The organism is Pseudomonas pergaminensis, from assembly GCF_024112395.2.
Lineage (GTDB): Bacteria > Pseudomonadota > Gammaproteobacteria > Pseudomonadales > Pseudomonadaceae > Aquipseudomonas > Aquipseudomonas pergaminensis.
In genome coordinates this window covers 5,698,493-5,721,256 of sequence record NZ_CP078013.2, presented here as the reverse complement: position 1 = coordinate 5,721,256, position 22,764 = coordinate 5,698,493, and the positions used below count along the sequence as shown (strand labels likewise).

The 22,764-nt window shown below is 61.0% G+C and carries 20 protein-coding genes and 1 pseudogene; 11 read left to right on the top strand and 10 right to left on the bottom strand.

Annotation, left to right across the window (positions count from 1 at the left end; all coding sequences use genetic code 11):
• Positions 1-26: 26 nt before the first annotated feature.
• On the bottom strand, positions 27-515 hold the full coding sequence (locus tag KUA23_RS26015; protein WP_015885974.1) for a DUF3015 domain-containing protein: 489 nt from the start codon (positions 513-515) through the stop codon (positions 27-29).
• Positions 516-782: 267 nt separating this feature from the next.
• Between KUA23_RS26015 and KUA23_RS26010 the strand changes: the two genes are divergently transcribed.
• The gene (locus KUA23_RS26010) at positions 783-3,221 is read left to right on the top strand and encodes a Lon protease family protein (RefSeq protein ID WP_078050248.1); all 2,439 of its coding nucleotides are present in this window, start codon (positions 783-785) and stop codon (positions 3,219-3,221) included.
• Positions 3,222-3,540: 319 nt separating this feature from the next.
• Complete coding sequence (locus KUA23_RS26005; protein WP_025859221.1) at positions 3,541-3,858, top strand: PA4575 family protein; 318 nt, start codon at positions 3,541-3,543, stop codon at positions 3,856-3,858.
• 8 nt (positions 3,859-3,866) lie between these two features.
• Here KUA23_RS26005 and KUA23_RS26000 read toward each other — a convergent pair whose 3' ends face one another.
• Complete coding sequence (locus tag KUA23_RS26000; protein ID WP_252993077.1) at positions 3,867-5,690, bottom strand: hypothetical protein; 1,824 nt, start codon at positions 5,688-5,690, stop codon at positions 3,867-3,869.
• Positions 5,691-5,853: 163 nt separating this feature from the next.
• On the opposite strand from KUA23_RS26000, the gene KUA23_RS25995 reads away from it, so the two are divergent.
• Positions 5,854-6,342, top strand: a complete 489-nt coding sequence (locus KUA23_RS25995) for a TIGR00645 family protein (RefSeq protein WP_010206662.1) — start codon at positions 5,854-5,856, stop codon at positions 6,340-6,342.
• A gap of 15 nt (positions 6,343-6,357) precedes the next feature.
• On the opposite strand, the gene KUA23_RS25990 is transcribed toward KUA23_RS25995, so the two are convergent.
• The 8 genes and pseudogenes from KUA23_RS25990 to KUA23_RS25955 all read right to left on the bottom strand — a co-directional run bounded on the left by KUA23_RS25990 (position 6,358) and on the right by KUA23_RS25955 (position 14,398).
• A complete protein-coding gene (locus KUA23_RS25990; RefSeq protein ID WP_252993076.1) occupies positions 6,358-7,791 on the bottom strand; it encodes an ArnT family glycosyltransferase in 1,434 nt (477 codons plus the stop codon).
• 124 nt (positions 7,792-7,915) lie between these two features.
• The gene (locus tag KUA23_RS25985) at positions 7,916-8,941 is read right to left on the bottom strand and encodes a hypothetical protein (protein WP_252993075.1); all 1,026 of its coding nucleotides are present in this window, start codon (positions 8,939-8,941) and stop codon (positions 7,916-7,918) included.
• 112 nt (positions 8,942-9,053) lie between these two features.
• A pseudogene (locus KUA23_RS25980) lies at positions 9,054-9,303 on the bottom strand (DUF6124 family protein).
• Positions 9,304-9,525: 222 nt separating this feature from the next.
• Complete coding sequence (locus tag KUA23_RS25975) at positions 9,526-9,909, bottom strand: tautomerase family protein (RefSeq protein ID WP_058419938.1); 384 nt, start codon at positions 9,907-9,909, stop codon at positions 9,526-9,528.
• 62 nt (positions 9,910-9,971) lie between these two features.
• Positions 9,972-10,802: a phytanoyl-CoA dioxygenase family protein gene (locus KUA23_RS25970; RefSeq protein WP_100492133.1), complete on the bottom strand. Its 831-nt coding sequence runs from the start codon at positions 10,800-10,802 to the stop codon at positions 9,972-9,974.
• 40 nt (positions 10,803-10,842) lie between these two features.
• Positions 10,843-12,222: an MFS transporter gene (locus KUA23_RS25965; protein ID WP_252993074.1), complete on the bottom strand. Its 1,380-nt coding sequence runs from the start codon at positions 12,220-12,222 to the stop codon at positions 10,843-10,845.
• A 10-nt stretch (positions 12,223-12,232) separates the two neighbouring features.
• Positions 12,233-13,390 (bottom strand): hypothetical protein, encoded by a 1,158-nt coding sequence (locus KUA23_RS25960; RefSeq protein WP_346356362.1) that lies wholly within the window; start codon positions 13,388-13,390, stop codon positions 12,233-12,235.
• Positions 13,391-13,411: 21 nt separating this feature from the next.
• Entirely contained in the window at positions 13,412-14,398 is a 987-nt protein-coding gene (locus KUA23_RS25955; RefSeq protein WP_252993071.1) for an aldo/keto reductase, read from the bottom strand.
• Positions 14,399-14,712: 314 nt separating this feature from the next.
• On the opposite strand from KUA23_RS25955, the gene KUA23_RS25950 reads away from it, so the two are divergent.
• From KUA23_RS25950 to KUA23_RS25915, 8 genes are all read left to right on the top strand, one after another.
• Complete coding sequence (locus KUA23_RS25950; protein WP_306428746.1) at positions 14,713-16,368, top strand: GH3 family acyl-acid amido synthetase; 1,656 nt, start codon at positions 14,713-14,715, stop codon at positions 16,366-16,368.
• Between the two features lie 15 nt (positions 16,369-16,383).
• Positions 16,384-17,262 (top strand): alpha/beta hydrolase, encoded by an 879-nt coding sequence (locus KUA23_RS25945; protein ID WP_252993069.1) that lies wholly within the window; start codon positions 16,384-16,386, stop codon positions 17,260-17,262.
• Positions 17,249-18,442, top strand: coding sequence for an enolase C-terminal domain-like protein (locus tag KUA23_RS25940; protein WP_252993068.1), 1,194 nt, complete (start codon positions 17,249-17,251; stop codon positions 18,440-18,442). Before KUA23_RS25945 ends, KUA23_RS25940 begins: the two co-directional genes overlap by 14 nt.
• Positions 18,439-20,160: a thiamine pyrophosphate-binding protein gene (locus tag KUA23_RS25935; RefSeq protein ID WP_252993067.1), complete on the top strand. Its 1,722-nt coding sequence runs from the start codon at positions 18,439-18,441 to the stop codon at positions 20,158-20,160. Before KUA23_RS25940 ends, KUA23_RS25935 begins: the two co-directional genes overlap by 4 nt.
• A gap of 10 nt (positions 20,161-20,170) precedes the next feature.
• Positions 20,171-21,043: a sugar transporter gene (locus KUA23_RS25930; protein ID WP_252993066.1), complete on the top strand. Its 873-nt coding sequence runs from the start codon at positions 20,171-20,173 to the stop codon at positions 21,041-21,043.
• Positions 21,036-21,356, top strand: a complete 321-nt coding sequence (locus KUA23_RS25925) for a Dabb family protein (protein ID WP_252993065.1) — start codon at positions 21,036-21,038, stop codon at positions 21,354-21,356. Before KUA23_RS25930 ends, KUA23_RS25925 begins: the two co-directional genes overlap by 8 nt.
• Positions 21,343-22,053, top strand: a complete 711-nt coding sequence (locus KUA23_RS25920; RefSeq protein ID WP_252993064.1) for an SDR family oxidoreductase — start codon at positions 21,343-21,345, stop codon at positions 22,051-22,053. The genes KUA23_RS25925 and KUA23_RS25920 overlap by 14 nt, the downstream gene beginning before the upstream one ends.
• Before the next feature lie 109 nt (positions 22,054-22,162).
• Positions 22,163-22,735, top strand: a complete 573-nt coding sequence (locus tag KUA23_RS25915; RefSeq protein ID WP_252993063.1) for a TetR/AcrR family transcriptional regulator — start codon at positions 22,163-22,165, stop codon at positions 22,733-22,735.
• Positions 22,736-22,764 lie beyond the last annotated feature (29 nt).

Below are 22,764 nucleotides of genomic sequence, written 5' to 3'. Positions count from 1 at the left end.
CCTTGGTAGGCGCGGGCTGGTCGAGCTTAAGCCTGGGTAGCGTATTTCGCCAGACGGGCATCACTTTTCAGTACAGCAATGGTGTTGTTGTGCACGTCATCAGCGGTCACGTCAGCCTTGCTGAAGATTTGCTGGAAGTGCTCGTGGGTCACGGCAGCGAAGTGCTCGCGATCTTCTGGTGCAACGCCCAGTACCACAGCGTAGGTAGTCAGCGCTTCGCCGTTACCCTTGGCCATGTCTTCGGACAGCTCGTTCATCATGCCATTCATGGCAATCCAGGACTTGCCGCCGTAGGTCAGGGCGCTGTTGGTGCTGCAACCGTTGGTGCCCGAGGTCATGCCGAAGGTGGCGTTACCCGAAGTACCGTTGGTGGTGGAGGCCAGGAAGTGAGCTGGAGTACCGCGCTGGCCTTCAAACAACATGTTGCCCCAACCGCAGTTCGGGCCACCTGGTGCTTCTGCCATTGCATTGAGGGAGACGACGGTGAAGAGAGTACCGAGAAGGATCCGTTTCATAGCTTTGTTCTCTTTGTGTGCAAACCAATGGACAAGGGTTCAGGCACTTCATAGCGCCCTAGGGATCGGTTATTAGTCCAACCCGCGCAGTTTGGAGTTTAGGCACGTTCCAAGGGTTCCGTGTGTTTTTATAAAACAATCAGAGTTGTTGCGTTTTTTTTGTAGGACGCATCCCCTGTCTATGCTTTCCCACAAGCGCGCCTTGCCAGGGTGCGTAACCGGGAGCCAGAATGCCGTCATCTGCCCCGCCTGATGTAAGGAAGCCCGATGCCTGATCCTGTTGCTGCCAGCTTGCGTCTAGCGCCCGAAGCGCTGACTCGCCCTTTCTCCGCTGAACAGTTCAGCTTCTCGACCACCAATGATTTGGAGCCCTTTCGCGGTGTGCTTGGCCAGGAACGTGCGGTTGAAGCCTTGCAGTTCGGTGTGGCCATGCCACGCCCCGGTTACAACGTATTTGTCATGGGCGAGCCGGGTACCGGCCGCTTTTCGTTCGTCAAACGTTACCTGAAGGCCGAAGGCAAGCGCCTGCAGACCCCGGCGGACTGGGTCTATGTGAATAATTTCGATGAGCCTCGCGAGCCTCGTGCCCTGGAATTGCCGGGCGGCGCGGCAGCGGCGTTCATTGCCGATATCAACGGTTTGGTCGACAACCTGGTGGCCACCTTCCCGGCGGTCTTCGAGCACCCGACGTATCAACAGCGCAAAAGCGCCATCGACCGGGCGTTCAACCAGCGCTACGACAAGGCCCTGGACGTGATCGAACGCCTGGCCCTGGATAAAGACGTGGCGCTGTACCGCGATAGCTCCAACATCGCATTCACGCCGATGCTCGACGGCAAGGCGCTGGACGAGGCCGAGTTCTCGCAGTTGCCGGAAGCCGACCGCGAGCGCTTCCACTCGGATATTTCCGAGCTCGAAGAACGCCTCAACGAAGAACTGGCGAGCCTGCCGCAGTGGAAACGCGAGTCCAACAACCAACTGCGCCAGTTCAACGAAGAAACCATCACCCTGGCCCTGCAGCCGTTGCTGGCGCCGCTGTCGGAAAAGTACGCGGAAAACGCCGCCGTCTGCGGTTACCTGCAGGCTATGCAGGTGTACCTGCTCAAAACCGTGGTCGAGCAACTGGTCGACGACGCCAAGACTGACGCCCAGGCGCGCAAGCTGCTCGAGGAACAGTACTGCCCCAGCCTGGTGGTCGGCCATCCTGTCAACGGTGGCGCACCGGTGGTGTTTGAACCGCACCCGACCTACGACAACCTGTTCGGCCGTATCGAATACAGCACCGACCAGGGCGCGCTCTACACCACCTACCGGCAGCTGCGCCCCGGCGCCCTGCACCGTGCCAATGGCGGTTTCCTGATCCTGGAAGCCGAAAAAATGCTCGGCGAGCCGTTTGTCTGGGACGCCCTCAAGCGTTCCCTGCAGTCGCGCAAGCTGAAAATGGAATCGCCGCTGGGCGAGCTTGGCCGCCTGGCCACCGTGACTCTCAACCCGCAGATGATCCCGTTGCAGGTCAAGGTGATCATCATCGGTTCGCGCCAGCTGTACTACGCGTTGCAGGACGCCGACCCGGACTTCCAGGAGATGTTCCGGGTGCTGGTGGACTTCGACGAAGATATCCCGATGGTCGACGAAAGCCTGGAGCAGTTTGCCCAGTTGCTCAAAACCCGTACGTCGGAGGAAGGCATGGCGCCGCTGACGTCGGACGCGGTGGCGCGGCTGGCGACCTACAGCGCACGCCTGGCCGAGCACCAGGGGCGTTTGTCGGCGCGTATTGGTGACTTGTTCCAACTGGTCAGCGAGGCGGATTTCATTCGCCACCTGGCGGGTGACGAGATGACCGACGCCGGCCATATCGAACGCGCACTCAAGGCCAAGGCCACGCGCACTGGGCGGGTGTCCGCGCGGATTCTCGACGACATGCTCGCCGGGGTCATCCTGATCGACACCGCGGGTGCCGCCGTCGGCAAGTGCAACGGGCTGACGGTGCTGGAGGTCGGTGATTCGGCCTTCGGCGTGCCGGCGCGGATATCCGCCACGGTGTACCCAGGCGGCAGCGGTATTGTCGACATCGAGCGCGAGGTTAACCTCGGCCAGCCGATCCACTCCAAGGGCGTGATGATCCTCACGGGTTACCTGGGCAGCCGCTATGCCCAGGAATTCCCGTTGGCGATTTCCGCGAGCATCGCGCTGGAGCAGTCCTACGGCTACGTGGATGGCGACAGTGCGTCCCTGGGCGAGGCGTGCACCTTGATCTCGGCCCTGTCGAAAACGCCGCTCAAGCAGTGTTTTGCCATCACCGGTTCGATCAACCAGTTTGGTGAAGTGCAGGCCGTGGGCGGGGTCAACGAGAAGATCGAAGGCTTTTTCCGCCTGTGTGAAGCTCGCGGGCTGACGGGTGAGCAGGGGGCGATCATTCCCCAGGCCAACGTGGCCACGCTGATGCTTGATGAGAAGGTGTTGCAGGCCGTGCGTGCCGGGCAGTTTCATATCTATGCCGTGCGTCAGGCGGATGAAGCGTTGAGCCTGCTGGTGGGCGAGCCGGCGGGTGAGCCGGATGCCGAGGGGCAATTCCCGGAAGGCTCGGTGAATGCGCGCGTGGTGGAGCGGTTGCGTGCTATTGCCGAGATGATCAGCGAGGAAGACCTGAAGGAGGCCGAAAAGGAGCTGGCACAACAGGCCCTGGCCGAAGCCAAGCCGACCTGATTTTTTGTCGTGACGCGGTCAAGTGTGGGAGCGGGCTTGCTCGCGAAAGCGGTGTGTCAGAGAAAACTATGCATGACTGACAGGCTGCATTCGCGAGCAACCCCGCTCCCACATTGGGCCTGTGGTGTGTTTAGAAATAGTTGGCAAGTTCGTCATTAAATTGACTAGGGTTGGGGGCCGATGCCCGTTGGTCCCTACAACCTTGGTTTGTTTTGGTTTTCTTCTATTCTGTGCTCAAGGGATATCCACAGGAGTCGCTGGATAGAAACAGCCTCGCCCCAGGCGCAGGTTGAACACCGATCTACCGAGGGTCGCCGCCATGCCGCGCAACCTCTGCCTTACTCGCCAGTGCTTCGGCCTGGTCACCCGTATCGAATGCTCCATTCGCCCTCTCGCGGGGGATAACGGGATGTGGACCTTGTTGTTTGCCGCCGGAATGACCGGTGAGCAGCCGTCCACCATCAAGTCCCAAGGCCCGTTTCCAGGGCCATTCGTGGCGGAAAATATTCTGGAATCCATCGTGGACAGCCTGACCCTGCACGGTTACGAGCTGGCGGGCGACCCGCAGATCTGGTGCCTGCACATGCAGGCCCATCTGCGCCAGCTCAACGGCGGGCATGACCGGTTGGCCCTGTAGCCATCCGGTTATTTGCTTTCGGGTTTGTCCAGCTTGACCTCGAAACCGTATTGCACGGTGCTCAGGTCGGTGCGCTGGTAGCTTTCCAGGGTCGTCGGCTGGCCGTAGAAATAATGCACATCAAACGTCGCCGTGCCGTATTCCTCGGCGCGGTGGCTGACGCCGAGGATTTCCTTGAGGTAGTTGCCGCTGGCGTCCTTGGCGTAGAAGCGCCAGCTGTCGGCGGGGAATTCCTTCTGGTCGACCACCAGCGCGTTGTCCTTGAGCGTCAGCCCTTTGGGCAGCTTCGCCACGTCTATCTCGGCTTTCTCGATGGTCGCCAGGAACAGCGGGATCGAGCCCACCACATACGCCGGGTTTTCCGGGAACAGGTTCAGGTCGTAGGTGAGGGTGCCGCGCGCGGGGTTCAGTTCGAACGCTTCGGTGGGCAATTCGATCGGCTCGCCACGTTCGCCTTTTTCGTCGGCGGTGAAGAAAGTCACCGGCGATTCACTGCTGTTGCGCTCACTGCCCACCAGGTCGTCATTGAACGTGAACGGGTGGTCGAATTCGATGTGCGCGGCGCTGGCATCTTCGACCGACTGGCTGATGGTGACGCTGTTTTTCAGCTGGTCCTCGGTCAGGCTTGCGTCTTTGAGCCAACTGGCGGCGCCGTCGTCATACACGGTGACCGGCATCGGCAAGGCCTGCACGGTGGGTTGCAGGCTGTTCTTGTCGAAGCGCAGCACTGGCAGGTCGAGGTCTTTGCGGGTGCGGGTAGCGGTGGAGAAGTCCAGTACGTTGACCTGCAGATTGTCGATCACGCCATTGAAGTACACCTTGGCGTAGTGGCTGCCCTGCTTGTGTTCGAAGGCTTTCTGTTCATCGGTGAGCTGTTTTTCGAAGGCGTCCGACCAGGCCTTCTGCTTTTGCATTTCGGCCAGTTGTTTCTCGTAGAACGCCACTTGCGCACTGCTTTCGTTGATCGAGCCCGAACGCGTGAGGAATTGCCCGGTGCTGTCCCGCGCCTGTACCAGCAGCGGGTTGGGCGATTCGTCGCCCACTTCGGGCGCCAGCGGTTGGCTGTTGGTCAGCTCGATCTCGGCGTAGTTTTTCTCCAGGAGCAGCAGCTTGAGGCTGATATTGCCTTCGGTACGCGTGTGGCCCACGTCCTTTTTCGACAGGTCAAACGTCAACACCTTGCCGGGCGCGACCACTTCTACCGTGCCCTTGAGGCTCACGGGCTGCGGCTGGCTCTTGTTTTCTGTCTCGATGCCGTCGATGAAGGGATAGGTCACCGTCAGGTCGTCGGGGTTGGTCAGGTTGGAACTGCTGGGGCTCAGCTGGATGCCAGGGTCGGTTTCCGACCATTCCGGTTGAAAGGGGATGACCTTGTTGTTGCTCAAGGTCACCGACTGCCATTCCAGGCCGTGGGGGAAGGGGAACTGGTCGGGGATGTTGAAGTTGAAGGGGAACACCGGCTGCAAGTCGGTCAGGTAGTCGGAATGGGACGTCTTGCGCAGCACGAACAGGCCATTGATGTAAGTGTCGACCAGCGCCTGGGGCGTGGGGTAGTGCTTGAGCAGGGCCAGGGTGTCTTCGCCGTACTCGGCTTCGATGGGCTTGGTGGCGAGCTTGACCCGCGCCCGTTCCAGTAACAGCAGCGAACCGCCCAGGTCGGCGACGGCGTCGCGCAGCTTGGGGTCCTGGATGCTGTCGAGGGATTGTTCGAACTTGGCGGTTTTCTCTTCGAGGGTGGTTTGCTTCTGCTCGTCGCTGGGGGAGCAGCCGCCGGCCAGCAGCAATGCCGCGCACAGGCCGATACTGGCCAAAGGGGATCGCACATCCATCATCTGAGTTTTTCCTGTCCGACGTCATCGAGCCGATTTATTGGGCTCGACACTAGCAGAAAAATTCCCTTACAGATGCCGCACAGGTCAGTTTTCTCGTGGTTACAGGTGTCTTGTAGTGGCTGGTATACTCGCCGCCATTTTTAGCCAAGCTGTGTGAGATCCAATGGAACGCTTTATCGAAAATGCTATGTACGCCTCGCGCTGGCTGCTGGCGCCGATCTATTTCGGCCTGTCCCTGGGGTTGCTGGCGCTGGCGCTGAAATTCTTCCAGGAAGTGATTCACTTGCTGCCGAGCGTGTTCTCGATGGCCGAGTCCGAGCTGATCCTGGTGCTGCTGTCGTTGATCGACATGGCCCTGGTCGGTGGCTTGCTGGTGATGGTGATGATCTCCGGCTACGAGAACTTCGTCTCGCAGCTGGATATCGATGACAACAAAGAGAAGCTCAACTGGCTGGGCACCATGGACTCTTCGTCGCTGAAGATGAAAGTGGCGGCCTCCATCGTGGCGATTTCCTCCATCCATTTGCTGCGCATCTTCATGGACGCCAAGAACGTCGATCCGCAGCACCTGATGTGGTACGTAATCATCCACATGACCTTTGTGGTCTCGGCGTTTGCCATGGGTTACCTGGACAAGGTCACCAAGCACTGATGCCCTGCGCCAGCCTTACTGCTCCACGAAGTAGTAAGGCTGGCGGTTGATCGAGATCTGCTTGATCACCTTTACCGGGGTGGCCAGGCCGTTGGTATGGTCCAGCAACGCAATGTTGCCGGGCTTGGCGCCGAGGTAACTGTGCAGCTCGGCCTCGGTCTGCAGGATCGGCAAGTAGGCCCGCAGATAAAACACACTGGCGCCGGCGATACGTTCGTTGGGCTGGAACAACACCACTTCCCTGCCTTCGTCTTTAAACGCCTGGACCTGGCTGATCGCCGGCACGAACGACTGGCGCACGTCGGCCTTGGGTGCAAACCAGAAGGCCGCGATCAGGTAGCAACCCACGGCCAGGGTGAACACGCCGCCCACCACGCTTGTGTGATGCTTGTGCAACGCGGGTTGGTGGGTTTTCAGCCAGTCCAGCAGTACCCGCGCGTATTCCGCGGCCAGTACGGCGGCGGCAGGTGTGAGTGCCATCAGGTACACGGTGCGTTTGCTCGACGCCAGGGTCAGCAAGGTGAACTGCGCCACCAGCCACACGCTGAAGAACAGGCGGTAACGATTGCGCACCAGGCTTTTACGAAAGTGCCACAAGCCCAAGTACACCAGGATGTTCCACGGCAGGAACGCCTCGGGCAGCTTGGCGATGTAGTAGTAGAACGGCTCGTAGTGCCCGGCTTCGACAAAGGAACCGCTGAACCGGCCGACGCTGTTGGTCAGCAGCACCTCGGTCACCGCCTGCATCCCGCCGCGCTGGTACAGGAAGCCCAGCCAGATGATCAGCGGCACCAACGCCAATACAGTAAACAGTGCCGGCTTGAGCCAGTCGCCAAGGTGCAGGCGCTTGTCCATCAGGCTCGTGCTGGCCAGGTACACAAAAATCACAATGCCTGGCATCGCCAGGCCCAGCACACCCTTGCTGAGCGTGGCGATCACCATTCCCGCGGTAAACAGTGCCCATGCGCCTGTGCTGGAACCTTGGCGGTCGGGCCGTACGGCTTGGTAGAACGCCAGCAACGCGGTGGTGACGCCGAGTGTCAGCAATGAATCCTCACCGACACCGCGCACATTGCTCCAGTAGCTGGCCATGGTCGCCAGAATCAAGGCGGCGCTGAACGCCAGCGTCTGCGGACGCCCGAACCTGCGCAGCATTCCATACAGCAGCATCACGCTGAACAACCCGGCAAACGCCGACGCCAGACGCACCGCCCAGGTGGTGCCGCCAAACAGACGAATCGCCCCGGCATCGATCCACAGGCTCAGGGGTGGTTTTTCCAGGAAGGGCTCACGAAACAACTGGGGCACCACCCAGTTGTTGTCCAGGTGCATGGCCATGGCGATCCCGGCCACGCGGGCTTCGGTGGAGCCTTGCAGCTCGTGGTTACCCAGGGCAAAGAAGAACAACAGACCAGCAAGCAGGAGCAGCAGGGGAGCGGGACGCGTCATGAATGTGGCTACCAAGGCAGGAGGACCGTCCGGGGGGAACGGTCATTGCAATGGGCTAGTATCCGTTGGTGTTTCTGAATATTTCGTGAACGAGTGTTGGATTTTTGTAAGGCTGATTTTGCCGTTATGGCGTTTTCAAACTGGGCACGGCAGCTTTGCCTTGGGCCGTCAGCACCGGCTCCAATTGCTCCCAGGTAAAGCTCAGCTCGTTATCACAGCCATCGCCCTGCGCGGGCGTCGAGAGCTGCAGGCCCTGGGTGTTAAAGCTCAAATCGAAGGTGGAGTAGCTGGTCACCGCCGGGCACCCTTCGTCGACGGTGGTTTGCTTGGAAAGCCAGGCGCTGAACGCAGCGGGCAGTTTGACCTGGCCCGAGTAGGGGCTGTCCCATTGCTCATGGCCTCCCAGCCACGTCCAAGGGTCAACCTTTTCACCGGTTTGCAGGTTCCAACTGTGCAGGCCCCAACTGATGCCCCCGCGCCCGTAGCCTGCCGACCAGCGATAGAAACGCACGGTGATCCAGTGCGATGACCAGTAGTACGGCTCCACCGTGATCTCGCTGGTCGCAGTGCCGCCACTCTGGTCCAGTGAATTACGCCGCTCTCTGTAGAAATCAGCCTGGCCTTCCGGGTTGATGGCCATGCGCGCGAGGTCGCGGTTTATTTCGTCGATGGCCGCCCCGTCGCCTTCGAGTTTCAGGATGACCTGCCCACCTTGGGTCTTCACTTGATAGGCGTGCTCGGCGAAGGTCTTCCTCTCGACCTTTACCGCAGGCGGCACGGCTTCAAGCGGGTTGTTGTAGGTGTCGCTGGCGCAGCCATCGGCGTCTGCACGTTTGAGCACCAACGCCAGGCTTTTACCGCCCAGGGCTTTGCTCCAGGTGCCGGTCAGCGTATCGCCTTGCGGATCATCCAACTGCCAGAACCCGGTTTGCCCGTCCTCCACCCACGGCTCACTGGCGTTGGCTTGGGTAAGCTGAATGGGCGTGAGAATACGCTGGTAGTAGTAGCTGCCATTGGCACCGTGGGCACCGTTGAAACAGGCGGTGATCGCGGACTTGCCCAAGGTGCCCGTCCAGACACCGGCCAGGTCGGCGGCGGTTGCGAGCAGAGGGGCGCAGGCGAGGGCGAGGGCGGCGAGTGGCTTGAACACGGGTATCGGACTTCCGGTTGTCTGATAGAGGAGAGCAGGGTAATCGCAAGTGGGGGCGGATTCCAGACTGACAGCAAAAGGCCGAGTCGCTGAACGCGTCTCGGCCTTTTTGTTACTGGAATGTTTGTGTGTCTTGGGTGAGGACCGGCACGCGCTCAACCAACAACTCGCCCAGCACGACCAGTTGCTGGGTGGCCAGCAGCTTGTGACGGTGGGCGCCCTCGAGTTCGAAAGCCAGGCCGGTGGTCATGGCGTTGAGTGAGGCGAGGGTTTCGCTGGCTTGAATTAGCAGGGTTTCGGGGGGATATCCGGAGCGATGGTGAAGAGGGTTGCGGAGGGGGATTGGGGGTGATCTTTTTCATGATGAAGCTCCCACACTGTTTAAGGAGCTACCGCCCCCTGCTGTCAAACAGGAATGGGTGGCAGCTGTACGCGGGTTGACAGACCGCAAGTGTAGGAACCCGGCGCACCCGAAACTACAAAGACCAATACTCCTACGACATAAGGTTATAAAAACACTTTTGAGCGAACTGCCTGAACCTGAACGATCCTCTGGATGACCACACTCGTTAGTTACGTTGCACTCACGGCAGTAAAGTCGCCGACCGCTTGCGCACATAGCCGCTGGCCGGAACCTCGGTGACTTGCACAGAAAGATCCACCTTATGGCGCAGCAGCGCAGGCGCAAAGATATCGGCCATCACCTCAAGCAGCGCCGTGCTGATCGCGCGTCGCTGCTCATCGTCGCCGGCCTTGCCGGTCACCGTGGAGACGTTGAGGTGGATGAAATGCTGGCGCTCGTCACAATCGCCAACGAACGCGTGGTCGTAGCTGACCAGGCGGGTTTTGACCAGGTCCAGTCGCAACCCCGATACTTCGACCAGTGTTCGATGCAGACGCTGGCAGGCACTTTTGAAATCAACCTCGTCAGCTACCCCTGCGGTGTACTCAAGATAGACATGTGGCATGTTCGGTTTCCCCTCATGTAATAGAACGCCGACCGGCAAGTGCCGGCCGGAGTACACGGCTGTCAGCGGGTCGGGATAACGGGAAACTTGGGGTGCTCCATGGGCATGTCGAGCGTCAGCCCAAGCGGGTCGGTGCGATGGTTCGAGGCGCCGGTGTAGCGCGCCGACACCGGCAGCCACAGGGTGGAATACACCCAGCGCGGCACATTGGAGCTATTGGCAGGCGCCGCATGGATCACGTTCATGTCGTGCACAGTGGCATCGCCGGCCTTGAGTGCAATGGGCGGCGACATCTCGAACTCGTCCAGCACCCATGGGTGCTCGTCGAGCAAGGTCACGTTGTCGCGGCGGTTGAAGTAACGCCCCAGCATGCCCGCTCGATGGCTGCGGCTGAGAAACTGCATGGTGCCCATTTCCGGCGTCAGGTCGACCAAGGCGATCCAGATATTCAACGCGCCCTGCCGATCCAGCGGGTGGTGAGGAAAGTCCTGGTGCCAAGGGGTGTCGCCACCGGCCTCGGACTCGGGGTTCTTGGCGAACACGTGGTCGGAATAGAACCGCACGTCCTCGCCCACCAGTTGCGACGCAATGCTGGCCAGCTGAGGCGAATGGCTGAGCGCCTTGATCTGCGGGCAGGTGCTGGAGACTTCATCCCAGCGCGCATACCAGCGGTAGGCATTCTCGATCTGCTTGCCTGGGTCGTTGCGATCGACCGTGCGCGCCACCTCGCCCATGCGGGTCTTGGCCTCCTGGAGCAACATCTGCACCGTCTCGGCGTTGATCACATTTTCCAGTTTCATCCACCCATTGGCCCGAAAATCCAGGATTTGCTGGGCATCCAGTTGGCGCGGCGCGTAGCCGGAATTTGCCTCGGTCTTCATGACTGCTTGCATGTTCAATCTCCATTGCTTCCAGGGTTTATTGAGCACTGCTTCAGGCGGCCGATTGCGCGGCCAGGGGGTGCTTGCGCAACAACACGAGCGTCAACGCCCAGCCCGCGGCCAACAGCAGCGAGGACAGGGCGATAACTTGGGCGAACCCGTGGCCGAACTGGGCTGCATCGGTCACGTTGATCAACAGGCTGAAGATGGCCACTCCGATCAGGCCACCCACTTGGCGCGAGGCATTGACGATGGCCGAGGCCACGCCGGACTTATCGCTGCTGACGTGGTTGACGGCGGTGGCGGTCAGGGTGGGCACCGTGAGTGAGATACCGAAGCCGATCACAAACATTTGCACGGCGATGTTGGCGTAAGGCGCGCCACCCACGAAGGGTGTCAGTGCCACCACGCCGAGCAACGCGATGGCCAGGCCCAGCGCTAGCAGGCGCCGCTCACCCAACTTGGGCAGCCAGCGGGCAGCCAGCTGATTGCCGAAGAACAGCACCCCGGTCATGGGAATAAAGGCCAGCCCGGTATTGATCACCGAGTAGTGATTGACCTGCTGTAAAAAGATGCTGAACACGAAAATCAGCCCGTAGAACACGAAGTTCACGATCACGCCCAGGATCGAGGCCAGGCTGAACGCCGCGTTGTTGAACACCGTAAGCGGCACCATCGGCCGGGCCGTGCGCGACTCGACCCACAAAAACCCGAGCAAGCCGCCGACAAAGCACACGGCATGCACCGCAACGCGCAGGTCGACACCGTTCTGGCGGCCCAACTCGATCACCGCGTAGGTCAAGTTGGCCAAGGTAAACAACGCCAGCAACTGCCCCCACAAATCGAAACCGCCTTTGTGGTTGGCCGGGATACGTGGCGCATTGATCAGGCACAGCACGATGCCGATCAGGCCAATGGGCAAGTTGATGAAAAAGATGCTGCGCCAGCCGAACACACCAATCAGCAAGCCGCCCACCACCGGGCCGGCGGCCAGCGCAATGCCGGCAACGCCCGCCCACAAGGCAATGGCCTTGCTGCGTTCGGCGGGCACCTCAAAGGTAATTCGCACCAGCGCCAGGGAAGTGGGCACCAACAGTGCCGCGCCGATGCCTTGCAGCGCGCGAAAGCCGATCAGCGCGGGCAAGGTGTCCGCCAGGCCGCAACCGAGCGAGGCCAAGGTAAAGACCGCATACCCCCACAGGAAGATTTTCTTGTGGCCAAACCGGTCACCCAACGCGCCACCGGTCAGCAAAAACGAGGCAAACAACAGCGTGTAGGCGTTGACGATCCATTGCAGTTGCAGCACGTCGGTGGCGAACTCGGCCTTGAAGCTTTCAAGGGCCACGTTGACCACGCTCACATCGAGCAGCACCACCACAAAGCCAAGGCAGGTGGCGAACAGGGTCAACTTCTTATTGCTGGAAGTATCCATTATCAATTCCTCAGGAGGTGTGGAGCGCAGCCGGCAGCGACTGCAGGGTCGCCTCGATCTGCGCCTTGAACGCCAGTGCCGTAGCGCGCTCGACTTTCAGCGAACTGAACGCCAGCGCCGCATGCCAGTTGCCATTGAACCTGCCCAGGTGCAGGACGAAGTCGTAGTTGCCGCCGGAGCGGTTAACCAGGGTTGAGAAGCCGAGCACAGCCGGCGCGGGGTGAGTCAAGAAGCGGTCCAGCGGCCCGGTATTGGTAAAAGCCAGTGCGGGTCGCGGGCTGTCGTTGGCCGCACTGGCTGGGGGGGCGCCCAGTTGCGCGCGGCCCTCGGCGACCGCCTGCGCATAGCGCTCAATACAGCCGAGCACGCCTGGGTTTTGCCGTGCAAAGGCGGTTCTGCGCACATCGATCAGGCAGGCCTTGGTCAACGGATGGCCATGGCTGGCGGGCTCACGCAGTGAATACGCGGTGAACAAGTCGAACGCCGGCACATCCGCGAAGCTCAGATAACTGTGCGCCAGCACCCCACCCCAAATGGCATTGGTGGTGAAGCCAGACCCCGCGCGCAGTTGATCCAGGCGTTCTGTGGCCTGGTGGCTGACCTGCAGCCGGACAAAATCGGCGTAGCTGGCTTTACCCGTCTCAAGGGGTGACCTGCGCCAATGCTTCAGGCGGATATGGAACGCCTGCGACACCCGGCTATCGAGGCTCGCGGGCGTCGCACCGAGGTAACCGGCCAGGCTGTTGACCAGCCTGGCGGTGCTGTAGCCGTCGGAGATCGCATGGTTACGCGTCAGCAGAATGTGGGTCTGGTTGATCTCGGCATCGGCAACCACTAACGCGCGCCAGCCCTCTTGATCCCCCAGCAAGCGGTTCAATTCAAGCTTGAGCAATACGTCGGTACGCTGCGACGGTGGCGTCGTGCTGGTCGACGACTGCACGTGATTGTCGACCGGCACAAACCCGTACTGGCCGTCACCGACTGGCACAATCTTCTGGTGCAGGAACGGGTACTCCGCCACCAATTGCGCGAACGCTTTGCGGGCCTGCACAGGGCCCACACACCCAGGCACCGTCAGCAACGAGGTCACCTGCGTGTTGCCGTTATGTTGCAAAAAGTTCTGGTGAAAGCGCTGTTCCGTTTCGTCGAGCAAGCGGTGCGGTTGCATGGCTGGCCTCCCTGGCAGTGCCTATCGGTCGATGAACTGCATCATTCGCTGCTCGTAGCGCTCACCGGCAACCGCCCACTGCCCCAGCAAGGCCTCGATCGCCTGAAGCTGCTCATCGCTGAGTACGCAGTCGTCGGCGGCGACGTTTTCTTCCAGGTAGGCCACTCGTTTGGTGCCGGGGATCACCGCCAGGTGCGGGCTGCGCGTCAGCAGCCAGGCCAGCGCCAGTTGCGCAGGCGTCATCGACCAGGAGGCGGCCAGTGCCAGAATCGACTCGGTCAGAAAGGTATTGGCGGCGAAGTTCTCTTCGCGAAAGCGCGGGTCCTGCTGGCGGAAGTCATTGGCGTCGTAGTGCGTGGCGCTGACGGCCTTGCCGGTCAAAAAACCTCGGCCCAAGGGGCAGAACGCGACATAGCCGATCCCCAGGTTGTGCAGCAGCGGCAAGATCTCTTGCTCGACATTGCGCTCCCACAACGAGTACTCGCCCTGGACTACAGATATCGGGTGGGTTTTATGGGCGCGCTCGATCGTGCTTGTCCCCACCTCACACAAACCCAGGTATTTGACCTTGCCCTGCTCAACCAGGCGCCCCATCGCGCCTACCACCTCTTCGATGGGAATGGTGGGGTCGAGCCGGTGCTGATACAGCACATCGATGTGGTCCGTGCCCAGCCGTTTGAGGGAGGCCTCGACGACCTTTTGCAGATTGCTCTGCGAGCTGTCGACGCCAACGATCTGGCCGTCGACGATGCGAAAACCAAACTTGGTGGCGATCACCACCTCTTCACGCCGACCGGCAAACGCGCGCTGCAACAACCGCTCGTTGGTAAACGGCCCATACGCCTCGGCCGAATCGAAGAAGTCCACGCCCAGCTCCAGCGCACGGTGCAGGGTACGCACCGATTCGTTGTCATCCGTCGCGCCATACCACTGGCTCATGCCCATGCAGCCAAGGCCGATGCGGCCGACACGCAGCCCTTGAGTACCCAATGTGATCTTGGAAACCATGGAATCGCCCTCCTTGTGATACTGATCGTTCTACATAATTTTCAAAAAATCGGTTCTCCGTCAACACAAAACTTCAATAAATAAAATTTAATTTTCGCCTCAGCGCCGAAAGAACGACCCAGAAACAGCCCTAAAAACCTTTGAATAACAGATGTTTGGTCAAGAAAAACGGCACTTTATTAATCTCGTCATACAATCCAAATGATTGGATCCAATAACTAGAAATATATTGACACATAAATTTCGGAGGACTAAACACTCACAACAGAGACATACCAGTCTCTCTTTCCTTTCACGTGATCGAGGACGAACGCATGGGCAAGATGGACTCTTGGATCGGCCATTGGGAACGCAGGGTGCCGACCTTCAAAGCTGAATGCGCCCAAGCGCAAGCGAACTATTTGGAAAGGCTCGACAAACCCCTCAGGACACAGGAACACGTGCTTGAGGACATCATTTCGGTGTGCCAGAAATCGCTGTTCTGGAAGGAAAACGGCTTTCACGTCAGCCACTGCAACGGCCGCATCACCCGCACCAACATCCCGGTCATGACCTACGAAGGGTTCCGCGAAATCCTGGTGCGTGAAGGCCAGCAAAAAGGCGGGATACTCAGCTGCAGCCCGGTGGTGCGCTGGCTCAAGACCAGCGGCACCACCGGCCAGTCCAAGCGCATTCCTTACACGTTGCACTGGATCCGCCAGTACCGGGTGCCCGCCATCCAGGCCATGTGGGGCTTTTTTGGCCATGACTACCCGGCGCTGCATGCCAACCCCTGGGCCACGCTGGACACCCAAACCGTGCGTGACCCGAGTAACGAATACGTGGAAGGCCTGCCCTACCAGGCCATCAGCAACCGCCACCCGCAAATCGGCAGCGGCGACTGGAACCCGCCTTGGTATGACGCCCCCTGGTTCACGCCGACCCAAGATGCCAGCCATGAACAAAAGATGTACGCCCGGCTGCTGTGGACGTTGGGCGAAGACGTAAGGCTGCTCACCGCGATCAACCCCAGCACCCTGCTTTCCTTGCACCACAGCCTGCTGGAAAACCGCGAGCGCCTGCTGCGTGACCTGCATGACGGCGCCCACACCGGCAGCCTTTTGCGCGCGGCCGACCCGGCCGCCGCGCGACGGCTGGAGACGGTGCTCGCGGCTGACGGGGTGTCGCTGACCGATGTATGGCCTGGGCTTGAGCGCTTCAGTTGCTGGACGGCGGCGTCGGCCAAGCTCTACAAGCCGCAGCTGGAACGGATCATGGGGCAAGCCAAGGTGCTGCCCTTCATGTCGTGCGGTACCGAAGGCGTGGTGACCCTACCGGTGGACGCTGACCAGGACAGCCAACCGCTGGCGGTGGACCAGGCGTTCTTCGAGTTCATCCCCGTGTCGGTGGACATGGATGCGCTGGTACGCGACCAGGTACAACCGGAAACCGTTGCCCTGGACCAACTCAAAGAAGGCGACGAATACCACCTGGTCATGTGGCAGGGCAACGGCATGGTCCGTATGTACACCGGTGATATTTACCGCGTGCACGGCTACTACCGTGGCGTGCCGCGCATCAGTTTCAGCCGCCGCAACGGCGTCATGCACTCCTTTACCGGCGAAAAGATCACCGAGACCCAGCTGCACGAAGCCGTGCAGATGTGCGGCATTCCCAATGCCGGGCTGTACCTGTGCGCTCCGGTCTGGCACGAAACGCCTTACTACGCCGTCGCCATCGAGGCCGGCGGCGCGTCGTGCGGCGAGTCGCAAACCCTCAGCCAACTGCTCGACGGGCACTTGCAGGCGATCAATATCGAGTACGAGTCCAAGCGCTCCAGCAAGCGCCTGGGGCAAATCAAGGTCATTACGGTGCCCGGCAACGCGATCTCCATGGCCATCGAGCGCGAAAAGGCCGCGAGGAAAACCCTGCAGATCAAATACAAGCCCTTCCAACCGGACCTGTCCCTGCTGGGCATCCAGCAATTCTGACTTTGAGAGGCAATCATGAATATGCACTTGTTTGCACACAGCATTGCGCGTGAAGTCCACCACTTGGCTCAGGCAGATCGGCGCATGGCCCTGCACGCCTGGCGTCCACAGCGGCCGCAAGGGGCCATTTTGTATTTTCATGGCCTGCAAAGCCACGCTGGTTGGCTGTGGTCGGTGGGCAACGCTTTCGCCAACCTGGGTATCGCGTTTTACGCTCTCGACCGCGAAGGGTGCGGCATCAGCAGCGGCCAGAAACATGGCTTTCCGGATGTGCGCACGCTGCACGCAGATGCGGCGGCGGCCATCGAGCACATTCGCCGTGAAGTGCCCGACGACATTCCGCTGTGCCTGTTCGGCCACTGCCTGGGCGGGTCGGTGCTGGCTGCCATCGCAAGCAGCGCTTACACGCCATTGCCCTATGACAATCTGGTGATCTGCTCGGCGTGGCTGGGCAAGATGCACGACCGGCTGAGTGAGCAGGAGCGCGCCAGTATCGACCTGGACGACCGGCAGATCCTGTGGGATTCGGGGCTCGACGCCGAAGACTTCACCGCCAACCCGCACCTGGTCGAATTTATCCGTAACGACGCGCTGGCGACCACTCACCTGCAGCATCGCGAACGCAAGAAGTTGCTGGCCCTGGAGAAGGTTTACCTGGCGGCCGACGCCCGTCCCATCGACGCCCCCAGCCTGTTTATCTGCGCCAATAAAGACCCGCTGGTGGACGTCAATGCCACGGTGGGCCACTTCCAGCGCCTGTGTCGCAACGGCTCGACCCTGCTGGTGAATCAAGACAAGCACTACCTGTTTTTTACCCCGGCCATGGGGCAGGTCGTGCAGTTCACCGCCGACTTCGTCAAAGCCAACGGACGCTACGCCTATGACGCCGCCTGAGGTCTACCTTGTGCGCCAGCCCATGGCCAATCCGTTCGTGCATGGCGCCCACCGACGCCTCACTTCAGACAGTGTGGTGCTCAGTTGGACGCTCGGCGCCTTTACCGGGATCGGTGAATGCGCGCCGCGCCGCTACGTGACCGGCGAAGACTGCGAGTCAGTGTTGACCCAACTGCGCAGCCTTGACTTCGCGCGCTTGGCCAAAGCATTGGCCAGCGGCGACCCGGTCGACCGAGGCCGCGCGCTTTATGAGCACGGCCTGCCCGGCGATGCCGATGTAAGCCTGGGCAACAATACCCGCTGCCTGGTGGAAATGGCGCTGCTCGACACTCTGGCGCAACAGGCCGGCCTGCCCATGTCCGCCTACCTGCTGCGCATCACCGATACGGCGCCGATGGCACGCCGCAGCCTGCCCGCGCAGGTCAACATCACCCAGGTGCTCGACCTGTCGCAGCCGGTGCACGCGTTCCTCGAACAGCGCAAACCGTTGCACTCGCTCAAGCTCAAACTGGCCGGCGATGCCCAGGCCAATAAAGAGCGCCTGGACAGCATCAACGCGCTGGCGCCGAGCCTGGCGTTGTATGTCGACCCGAACATGAGCTGGTCCCCCGCGCAACTCCACAGTAGCGCCGCGCAGTTTCGCGAGCTCGGCGTGGCGTTGTTCGAGGAGCCTTTGCCGCGTGGCAGCCTGGAGGATTACCGCCAGGCGCGCCTCAAGCATGGCGTGCCGATCATGCTCGACGAGTCGGTCACCTCGCCCCTGAGCCTGGAACGCGCCTGGCACCACCAGGCGCTGGATGCGGTGAACCTGCGCATTGCCAAGTGCGGGGGCTTGCTCAGCAGCGCAAGAATGATCGAGCAATGCCGCCGCTGGGGCTTGCCGGTTTACCTGGGCGTGCAGGTCGCTGAAGTCGGCCCGCTGATTGCCGCCCACCGCGCACTGCTGGCGGCCTTCGACGGCTTTATCGGCGTGGAGGCCGGCCAGCACGACCGCTTCTTCGACGACCACCTGCTCGACCCCATGCCGGCGATAGACCGGCAACACAACGCCATTCACTTGCCAGCCCACATGCAACCTGGCCTTGGCGGGCGGCTGACCGCCCACGTACTGCCCTACCGCTGCGCCCTCGGCGCAGACCAACATACCTATTTGCCCCACCACATGGAGCGTGCGCGATGAAGTATTTTTCCGATTTGCTTGTGGATCTGTTGATCAACCAGGGCATCGAGTACGTCTGCTTCAACCCCGGCGCGTCATTTCGCGGCATTCATGACTCGCTGGTGCATCACCCCGACGCTGCCGTGCCGGCCATCCTGATGTGCTGCCATGAAGAAATCTCGGTGGCCATGGCCCACGGTTATTACAAGGCCAGCGGCAAGCACATGGCGGTATTGGTACATGCCAATATCGGCTTGCAGCACGCGAGCATGGCCATCTTCAACGCCTGGTGCGACCGCGTGCCCTTGCTGGTACTGGGCGGCAACGGTCCGATCGATGCGGCCCTGCGTCGCCCGTGGATCGACTGGATCCATACGTCCCAGAGCATCGATAAAATCCTCTCCGGCTACACCAAATGGACGGACATGCCAGTCTCCCAGGCCGCCACCCTGGAGTCGGTGCAACGCGCGCTCAAACTCTGCGCCGCCGAGCCCCATGCCCCGTGTTATGTGGCCATCGACAGTGCAGTTCAGGAAGAGTCACTGGCCGACGGGCTCTCACTGCCCGCCGGGCCGGTGCGCCCGGAACGCTTACCGGCGCTGGATGACCAGCAACTGGCCGAACTGGTCACCCAGTTGATGAGCGCGCAGCACCCCGTCATCGCCATCGATTACGCCGCACTCGACGATAAGCAGGCCGAACAGCTGCTGGGTATCGCCAGTCTCACCGGTGCTGCAGTGATTTCACGCAATGGCCGGTATAACGTGCCCAACACTCACCCTCTGGTGTTCCAGGACCATGATGCGCACCTGCTGGGCGAATGCGACTTTCTGTTGGCCCTGGAAGTCCAGGACCTGTACGGCCTGCTGGCCAACTCCGGGCAAAAACCCCACCCAGGTTTGTACATCGCCACCCTGGGCACCCATTCCCTGCTCATCAGCAGTTGGGTGGCCGACAGCCAGAAACTGGTGTGCGCCGACCTGGCCCTGCACGCCAACGTGGTCGCCTCCATCGCACGTATTGCCGAGGCGGTGCAGGCATCCGCCGAACGCCGCGATAGCGCGACACAGGCCTTGGTCAATGAGCGCATCGCGCGTATTACGGCGCACAAACAGGTGCGTCGCCAGGCGTTGCTTGCACAGGTCATCGAACCTGCCGATGGCCTGACCATCGCCCAGGCGCTGATCGCGATCCACGAAGCCATCGGCCATCAGCGTTGGGTACTCACCAACACCGGCAGCGTGACCATCGACACCCTGGTGCGCCAGCTCTGGCCGATCGAACGCAGCGAGGCTTACATCGGCATGAGCGGCGGTGCCGGGCTGGGTTATGGCCTAGGTGCAGCCATCGGCGCGGCCGTTGCCCACAAGGTCACTGGCCGGCTGAGCGTCAACCTGCAATCCGATGGCGACTTGCTCTATACGCCGAGCGCCCTGTGGACTTTGTCGGCCTACGACATTCCCTTGCTGGTGCTGGTGATCAATAACCGCCTTTACCTCAATTCCAAGCAGCACGCCGAACGCATTGCCGACCTGCGCCAGCGGCCCAGCGACCTGTCCAACCTGGGCACCAGCTTCCTTGAAAACGAAGTGGATTTTGTCGCCCTGGCGAAAACCTTCGACCTCTATAGCCCCGGCAGCGCCGACACTCCGGCGGCGATTCAAGAAAAGATCGCCGACTGCCTGGCCTATATGGAAACCCACGGCAAACCCGCCTTGCTTGAAATCAAGACCCTCTAGGAGCTTGCCCATGTCGATCATTTTTGAATGCGTGCGGGACGGCCAGCGCTATGTCACCAGCGCCGGCGCCGCCGGGCAGTACAGCCTCTACCCGGTCGCCGACTTGTATGCGTTGTTGCGCGACACACCGGCGCGCGAATTCCCCGGTGGTCCACTGGCGTATCTGCGCGAACATTCGCCAGCGCCATTGACGGTTACCGACCTCGCGGGCTTCGAGCTGCTGCCATGCCTGCTGCCGCCCGACCCGCGCCAGGGCGTGGTGTGCGGCTTTGGCCTGACCCACCAGAGCAAAGTCGCGCAGCCACCGGAAAGCGACGAGCGCCCGGCCTTTTTTATCAAGGGCTTTGCCGACACGCTCAAGCGCAGCGGCGACGTGCTGCGCATGAGTCGCGGCGCGCTGTCGGCGTGTGAAGAGGCGGAAGTGGTGGCGCTGTTTCTGGTGGCTGACGACGGCCGCCCGAACTACATCGGCTACACCTTCGGCAACGACCTTACCGATATCGCCCTGGCCAAATCCAAGCGCAACTACCTGGCCTACGCCAAGTTGCAGCCCAGCGCCATTTCCCACCTGCTGTATTGGCAGCCCCTGCCCGACCTGATCAGGGGCACAACCTCCATCTACCGCGCGGGCGACCTGCACTGGGAACAGCGTTTCAGCACTGGCCTTTCCTGCCTGTGTTATGACGCCGATGACCTGTTCGACACCCTGTGGCAGCACCCGTCACTGCGCCTGCCCGGCACGCTGATCTACCTCTACATGGGCGCCGATCGCAACAGTGCCGACGCCGGTATCCACCTTAGCCACGGCGATACCGTGGTGTGCGAGTTCGACAGCGGCCCGCGCCTGAGCAACTTGATCGAATGGGAGAACCTCCATGTATAAGCGCATCGTTTTGCTCAAAAGCCCTGACGCCCCGGCTGTCTCGGCGCTGCTGCAGGAACTGCACGGCTTTCCCGGCCGTGTGCCCGGCCTGGTCGCAGTGGAGGTGATTGCCGACAGCGGCGACCGTTCGCTGGGTTACGACCAAGGTTTTATCCTCACCTTTACTGACGAATCCGTGCTCCCCGGCTGGCGAGAACACCCGTTGCACGCAGGCTTTCGCCCGCGCTTACGTGCGTTGTGCGAGATGTTGATTTTCGATTACCCGCTCACACACCCTTTGCCACAGAAGGAAGATCGCCATGCCTACGCTTGAGCGCAATACCCAGGTGCTGGTCATCGGCGGCTCCGCCGGTATCGGCTTTGCCATCGCCAAACTGTTCCACCAGCAAGGAGCCACGGTCACCCTGGCCGGGCGCAATGCCGCACGGCTAAGCCAGGCGGCGCATGACATCGGCGCCGAGGTTGCCACCGTGGCACTGGACGTCACGCAGCCGGCCGAATTGGAGCGCTTTTTTGCCCGGCCCACGCGCTGGAAGCACATCATTGTCACCGCCGCCTCGCTGACGTTCGGGCCGGTGCGCAGCGTTGCGCTAGAGGATGCGCAGCGCATCTTCGACAGCAAGTTCTGGGCGGCGTACCACATTGCCCGGCTGGCACCTTTTGACGAGGATGCCTCGCTGACCCTGGTCTCGGGGCGTTTTGCCCAGCGCGCCGGGCCGCAGACGGCACTGATCAGCGCGGTCAACGCCGGTATCGAAGGGTTTGCCCGTGGGCTGGCCAGCGAACTCTCGCCGGTGCGCGTCAACGTGCTGTCCCCGGGCTTTGTCGACACCGGCATGCACCCCGAAGCACTGGTACAGAAAATGCGCCAACGCAGCCAATCACTGCCTGTCAAACGCATAGCCCGGCCGGAAGACATCGCTTCGGCGGCGCTGCTACTGGCCACCAACCCGATGATCAGCGGCACGGTACTGGCCGTAGACGGCGGGGATACCGTGAGCTTTACCTGAGTTTTTGCGACATATGGGCGAAACACCGAATGGAGTCTGAGATAGACTGGTCTATATCATAATGTTACGGTTTTCGCCCATCCCAACTACTTGAACCTGGAGTTCCGAGTTGTCCGTATCGAAGAAGCAGCATGTCGTCGACACTGCTACCAGCCTGTTTTCCCAGCACGGTTTCCACCCCGTAGGTGTTGACTGGATCATCGAAGCGTCGGGCGTCGCCAGAATGACGATGTACCGTAACTTCAACGGTAAGGAAGACCTGGTCAAAACCGTGTTGACGCAACGCTCGGCGCATCTGATCGAGCAATTGAAAGCGCGCATGGATGAAAAACTCAGCCTGGAAGAAAAGATCATTTCGATCTTCGATTGGCGCGGGCAGTGGTTCTGCTCCACCAGCTTCGCCGGCTGCCTGTTCGGCCGCGCAGTGGCCGAATTTCCGGAGCACTCCGATATCCGCGAGATCGCTCTCGACTACAAGCACAAACTGCATGCGCTGGTAGAACACGAGATAGCCCGCCACCACACCCCCGATACAGCGAAGACCCTCGCGACCTACATCATGATGTTGCTCGACGGGGCCACGGTGAATGCCCAGGCCTTCAGCAAAAGCCACTTTGCCGGCGATGCCTGCGATGCGGCGCTGATGTTGCTTCGATTTAACATGGGCAAGCAGATTCGCTGAGCGTTTTAGCGGTGTGCAGCGATGTCTGA

What these genes read in the sequence shown, in the direction of transcription:
- KUA23_RS25990 (WP_252993076.1), bottom strand. Translation starts at nt 7,791, where the DNA reads ATGACGCGTCCCGCTCCCCTGCTGCTCCTGCTTGCTGGTCTGTTGTTC.
- KUA23_RS25950 (WP_306428746.1), top strand. Translation starts at nt 14,713, where the DNA reads ATGGGCAAGATGGACTCTTGGATCGGCCATTGGGAACGCAGGGTGCCG.
- KUA23_RS25935 (WP_252993067.1), top strand. Translation starts at nt 18,439, where the DNA reads ATGAAGTATTTTTCCGATTTGCTTGTGGATCTGTTGATCAACCAGGGC.
- KUA23_RS25930 (WP_252993066.1), top strand. Translation starts at nt 20,171, where the DNA reads ATGTCGATCATTTTTGAATGCGTGCGGGACGGCCAGCGCTATGTCACC.
- KUA23_RS25940 (WP_252993068.1), top strand. Translation starts at nt 17,249, where the DNA reads ATGACGCCGCCTGAGGTCTACCTTGTGCGCCAGCCCATGGCCAATCCG.
- KUA23_RS26000 (WP_252993077.1), bottom strand. Translation starts at nt 5,690, where the DNA reads ATGATGGATGTGCGATCCCCTTTGGCCAGTATCGGCCTGTGCGCGGCA.
- KUA23_RS25945 (WP_252993069.1), top strand. Translation starts at nt 16,384, where the DNA reads ATGAATATGCACTTGTTTGCACACAGCATTGCGCGTGAAGTCCACCAC.
- KUA23_RS25965 (WP_252993074.1), bottom strand. Translation starts at nt 12,222, where the DNA reads ATGGATACTTCCAGCAATAAGAAGTTGACCCTGTTCGCCACCTGCCTT.
- KUA23_RS26005 (WP_025859221.1), top strand. Translation starts at nt 3,541, where the DNA reads ATGCCGCGCAACCTCTGCCTTACTCGCCAGTGCTTCGGCCTGGTCACC.
- KUA23_RS25925 (WP_252993065.1), top strand. Translation starts at nt 21,036, where the DNA reads ATGTATAAGCGCATCGTTTTGCTCAAAAGCCCTGACGCCCCGGCTGTC.
- KUA23_RS26010 (WP_078050248.1), top strand. Translation starts at nt 783, where the DNA reads ATGCCTGATCCTGTTGCTGCCAGCTTGCGTCTAGCGCCCGAAGCGCTG.
- KUA23_RS26015 (WP_015885974.1), bottom strand. Translation starts at nt 515, where the DNA reads ATGAAACGGATCCTTCTCGGTACTCTCTTCACCGTCGTCTCCCTCAAT.
- KUA23_RS25920 (WP_252993064.1), top strand. Translation starts at nt 21,343, where the DNA reads ATGCCTACGCTTGAGCGCAATACCCAGGTGCTGGTCATCGGCGGCTCC.
- KUA23_RS25975 (WP_058419938.1), bottom strand. Translation starts at nt 9,909, where the DNA reads ATGCCACATGTCTATCTTGAGTACACCGCAGGGGTAGCTGACGAGGTT.
- KUA23_RS25960 (WP_346356362.1), bottom strand. Translation starts at nt 13,390, where the DNA reads ATGCAACCGCACCGCTTGCTCGACGAAACGGAACAGCGCTTTCACCAG.
- KUA23_RS25970 (WP_100492133.1), bottom strand. Translation starts at nt 10,802, where the DNA reads ATGCAAGCAGTCATGAAGACCGAGGCAAATTCCGGCTACGCGCCGCGC.
- KUA23_RS25995 (WP_010206662.1), top strand. Translation starts at nt 5,854, where the DNA reads ATGGAACGCTTTATCGAAAATGCTATGTACGCCTCGCGCTGGCTGCTG.
- KUA23_RS25955 (WP_252993071.1), bottom strand. Translation starts at nt 14,398, where the DNA reads ATGGTTTCCAAGATCACATTGGGTACTCAAGGGCTGCGTGTCGGCCGC.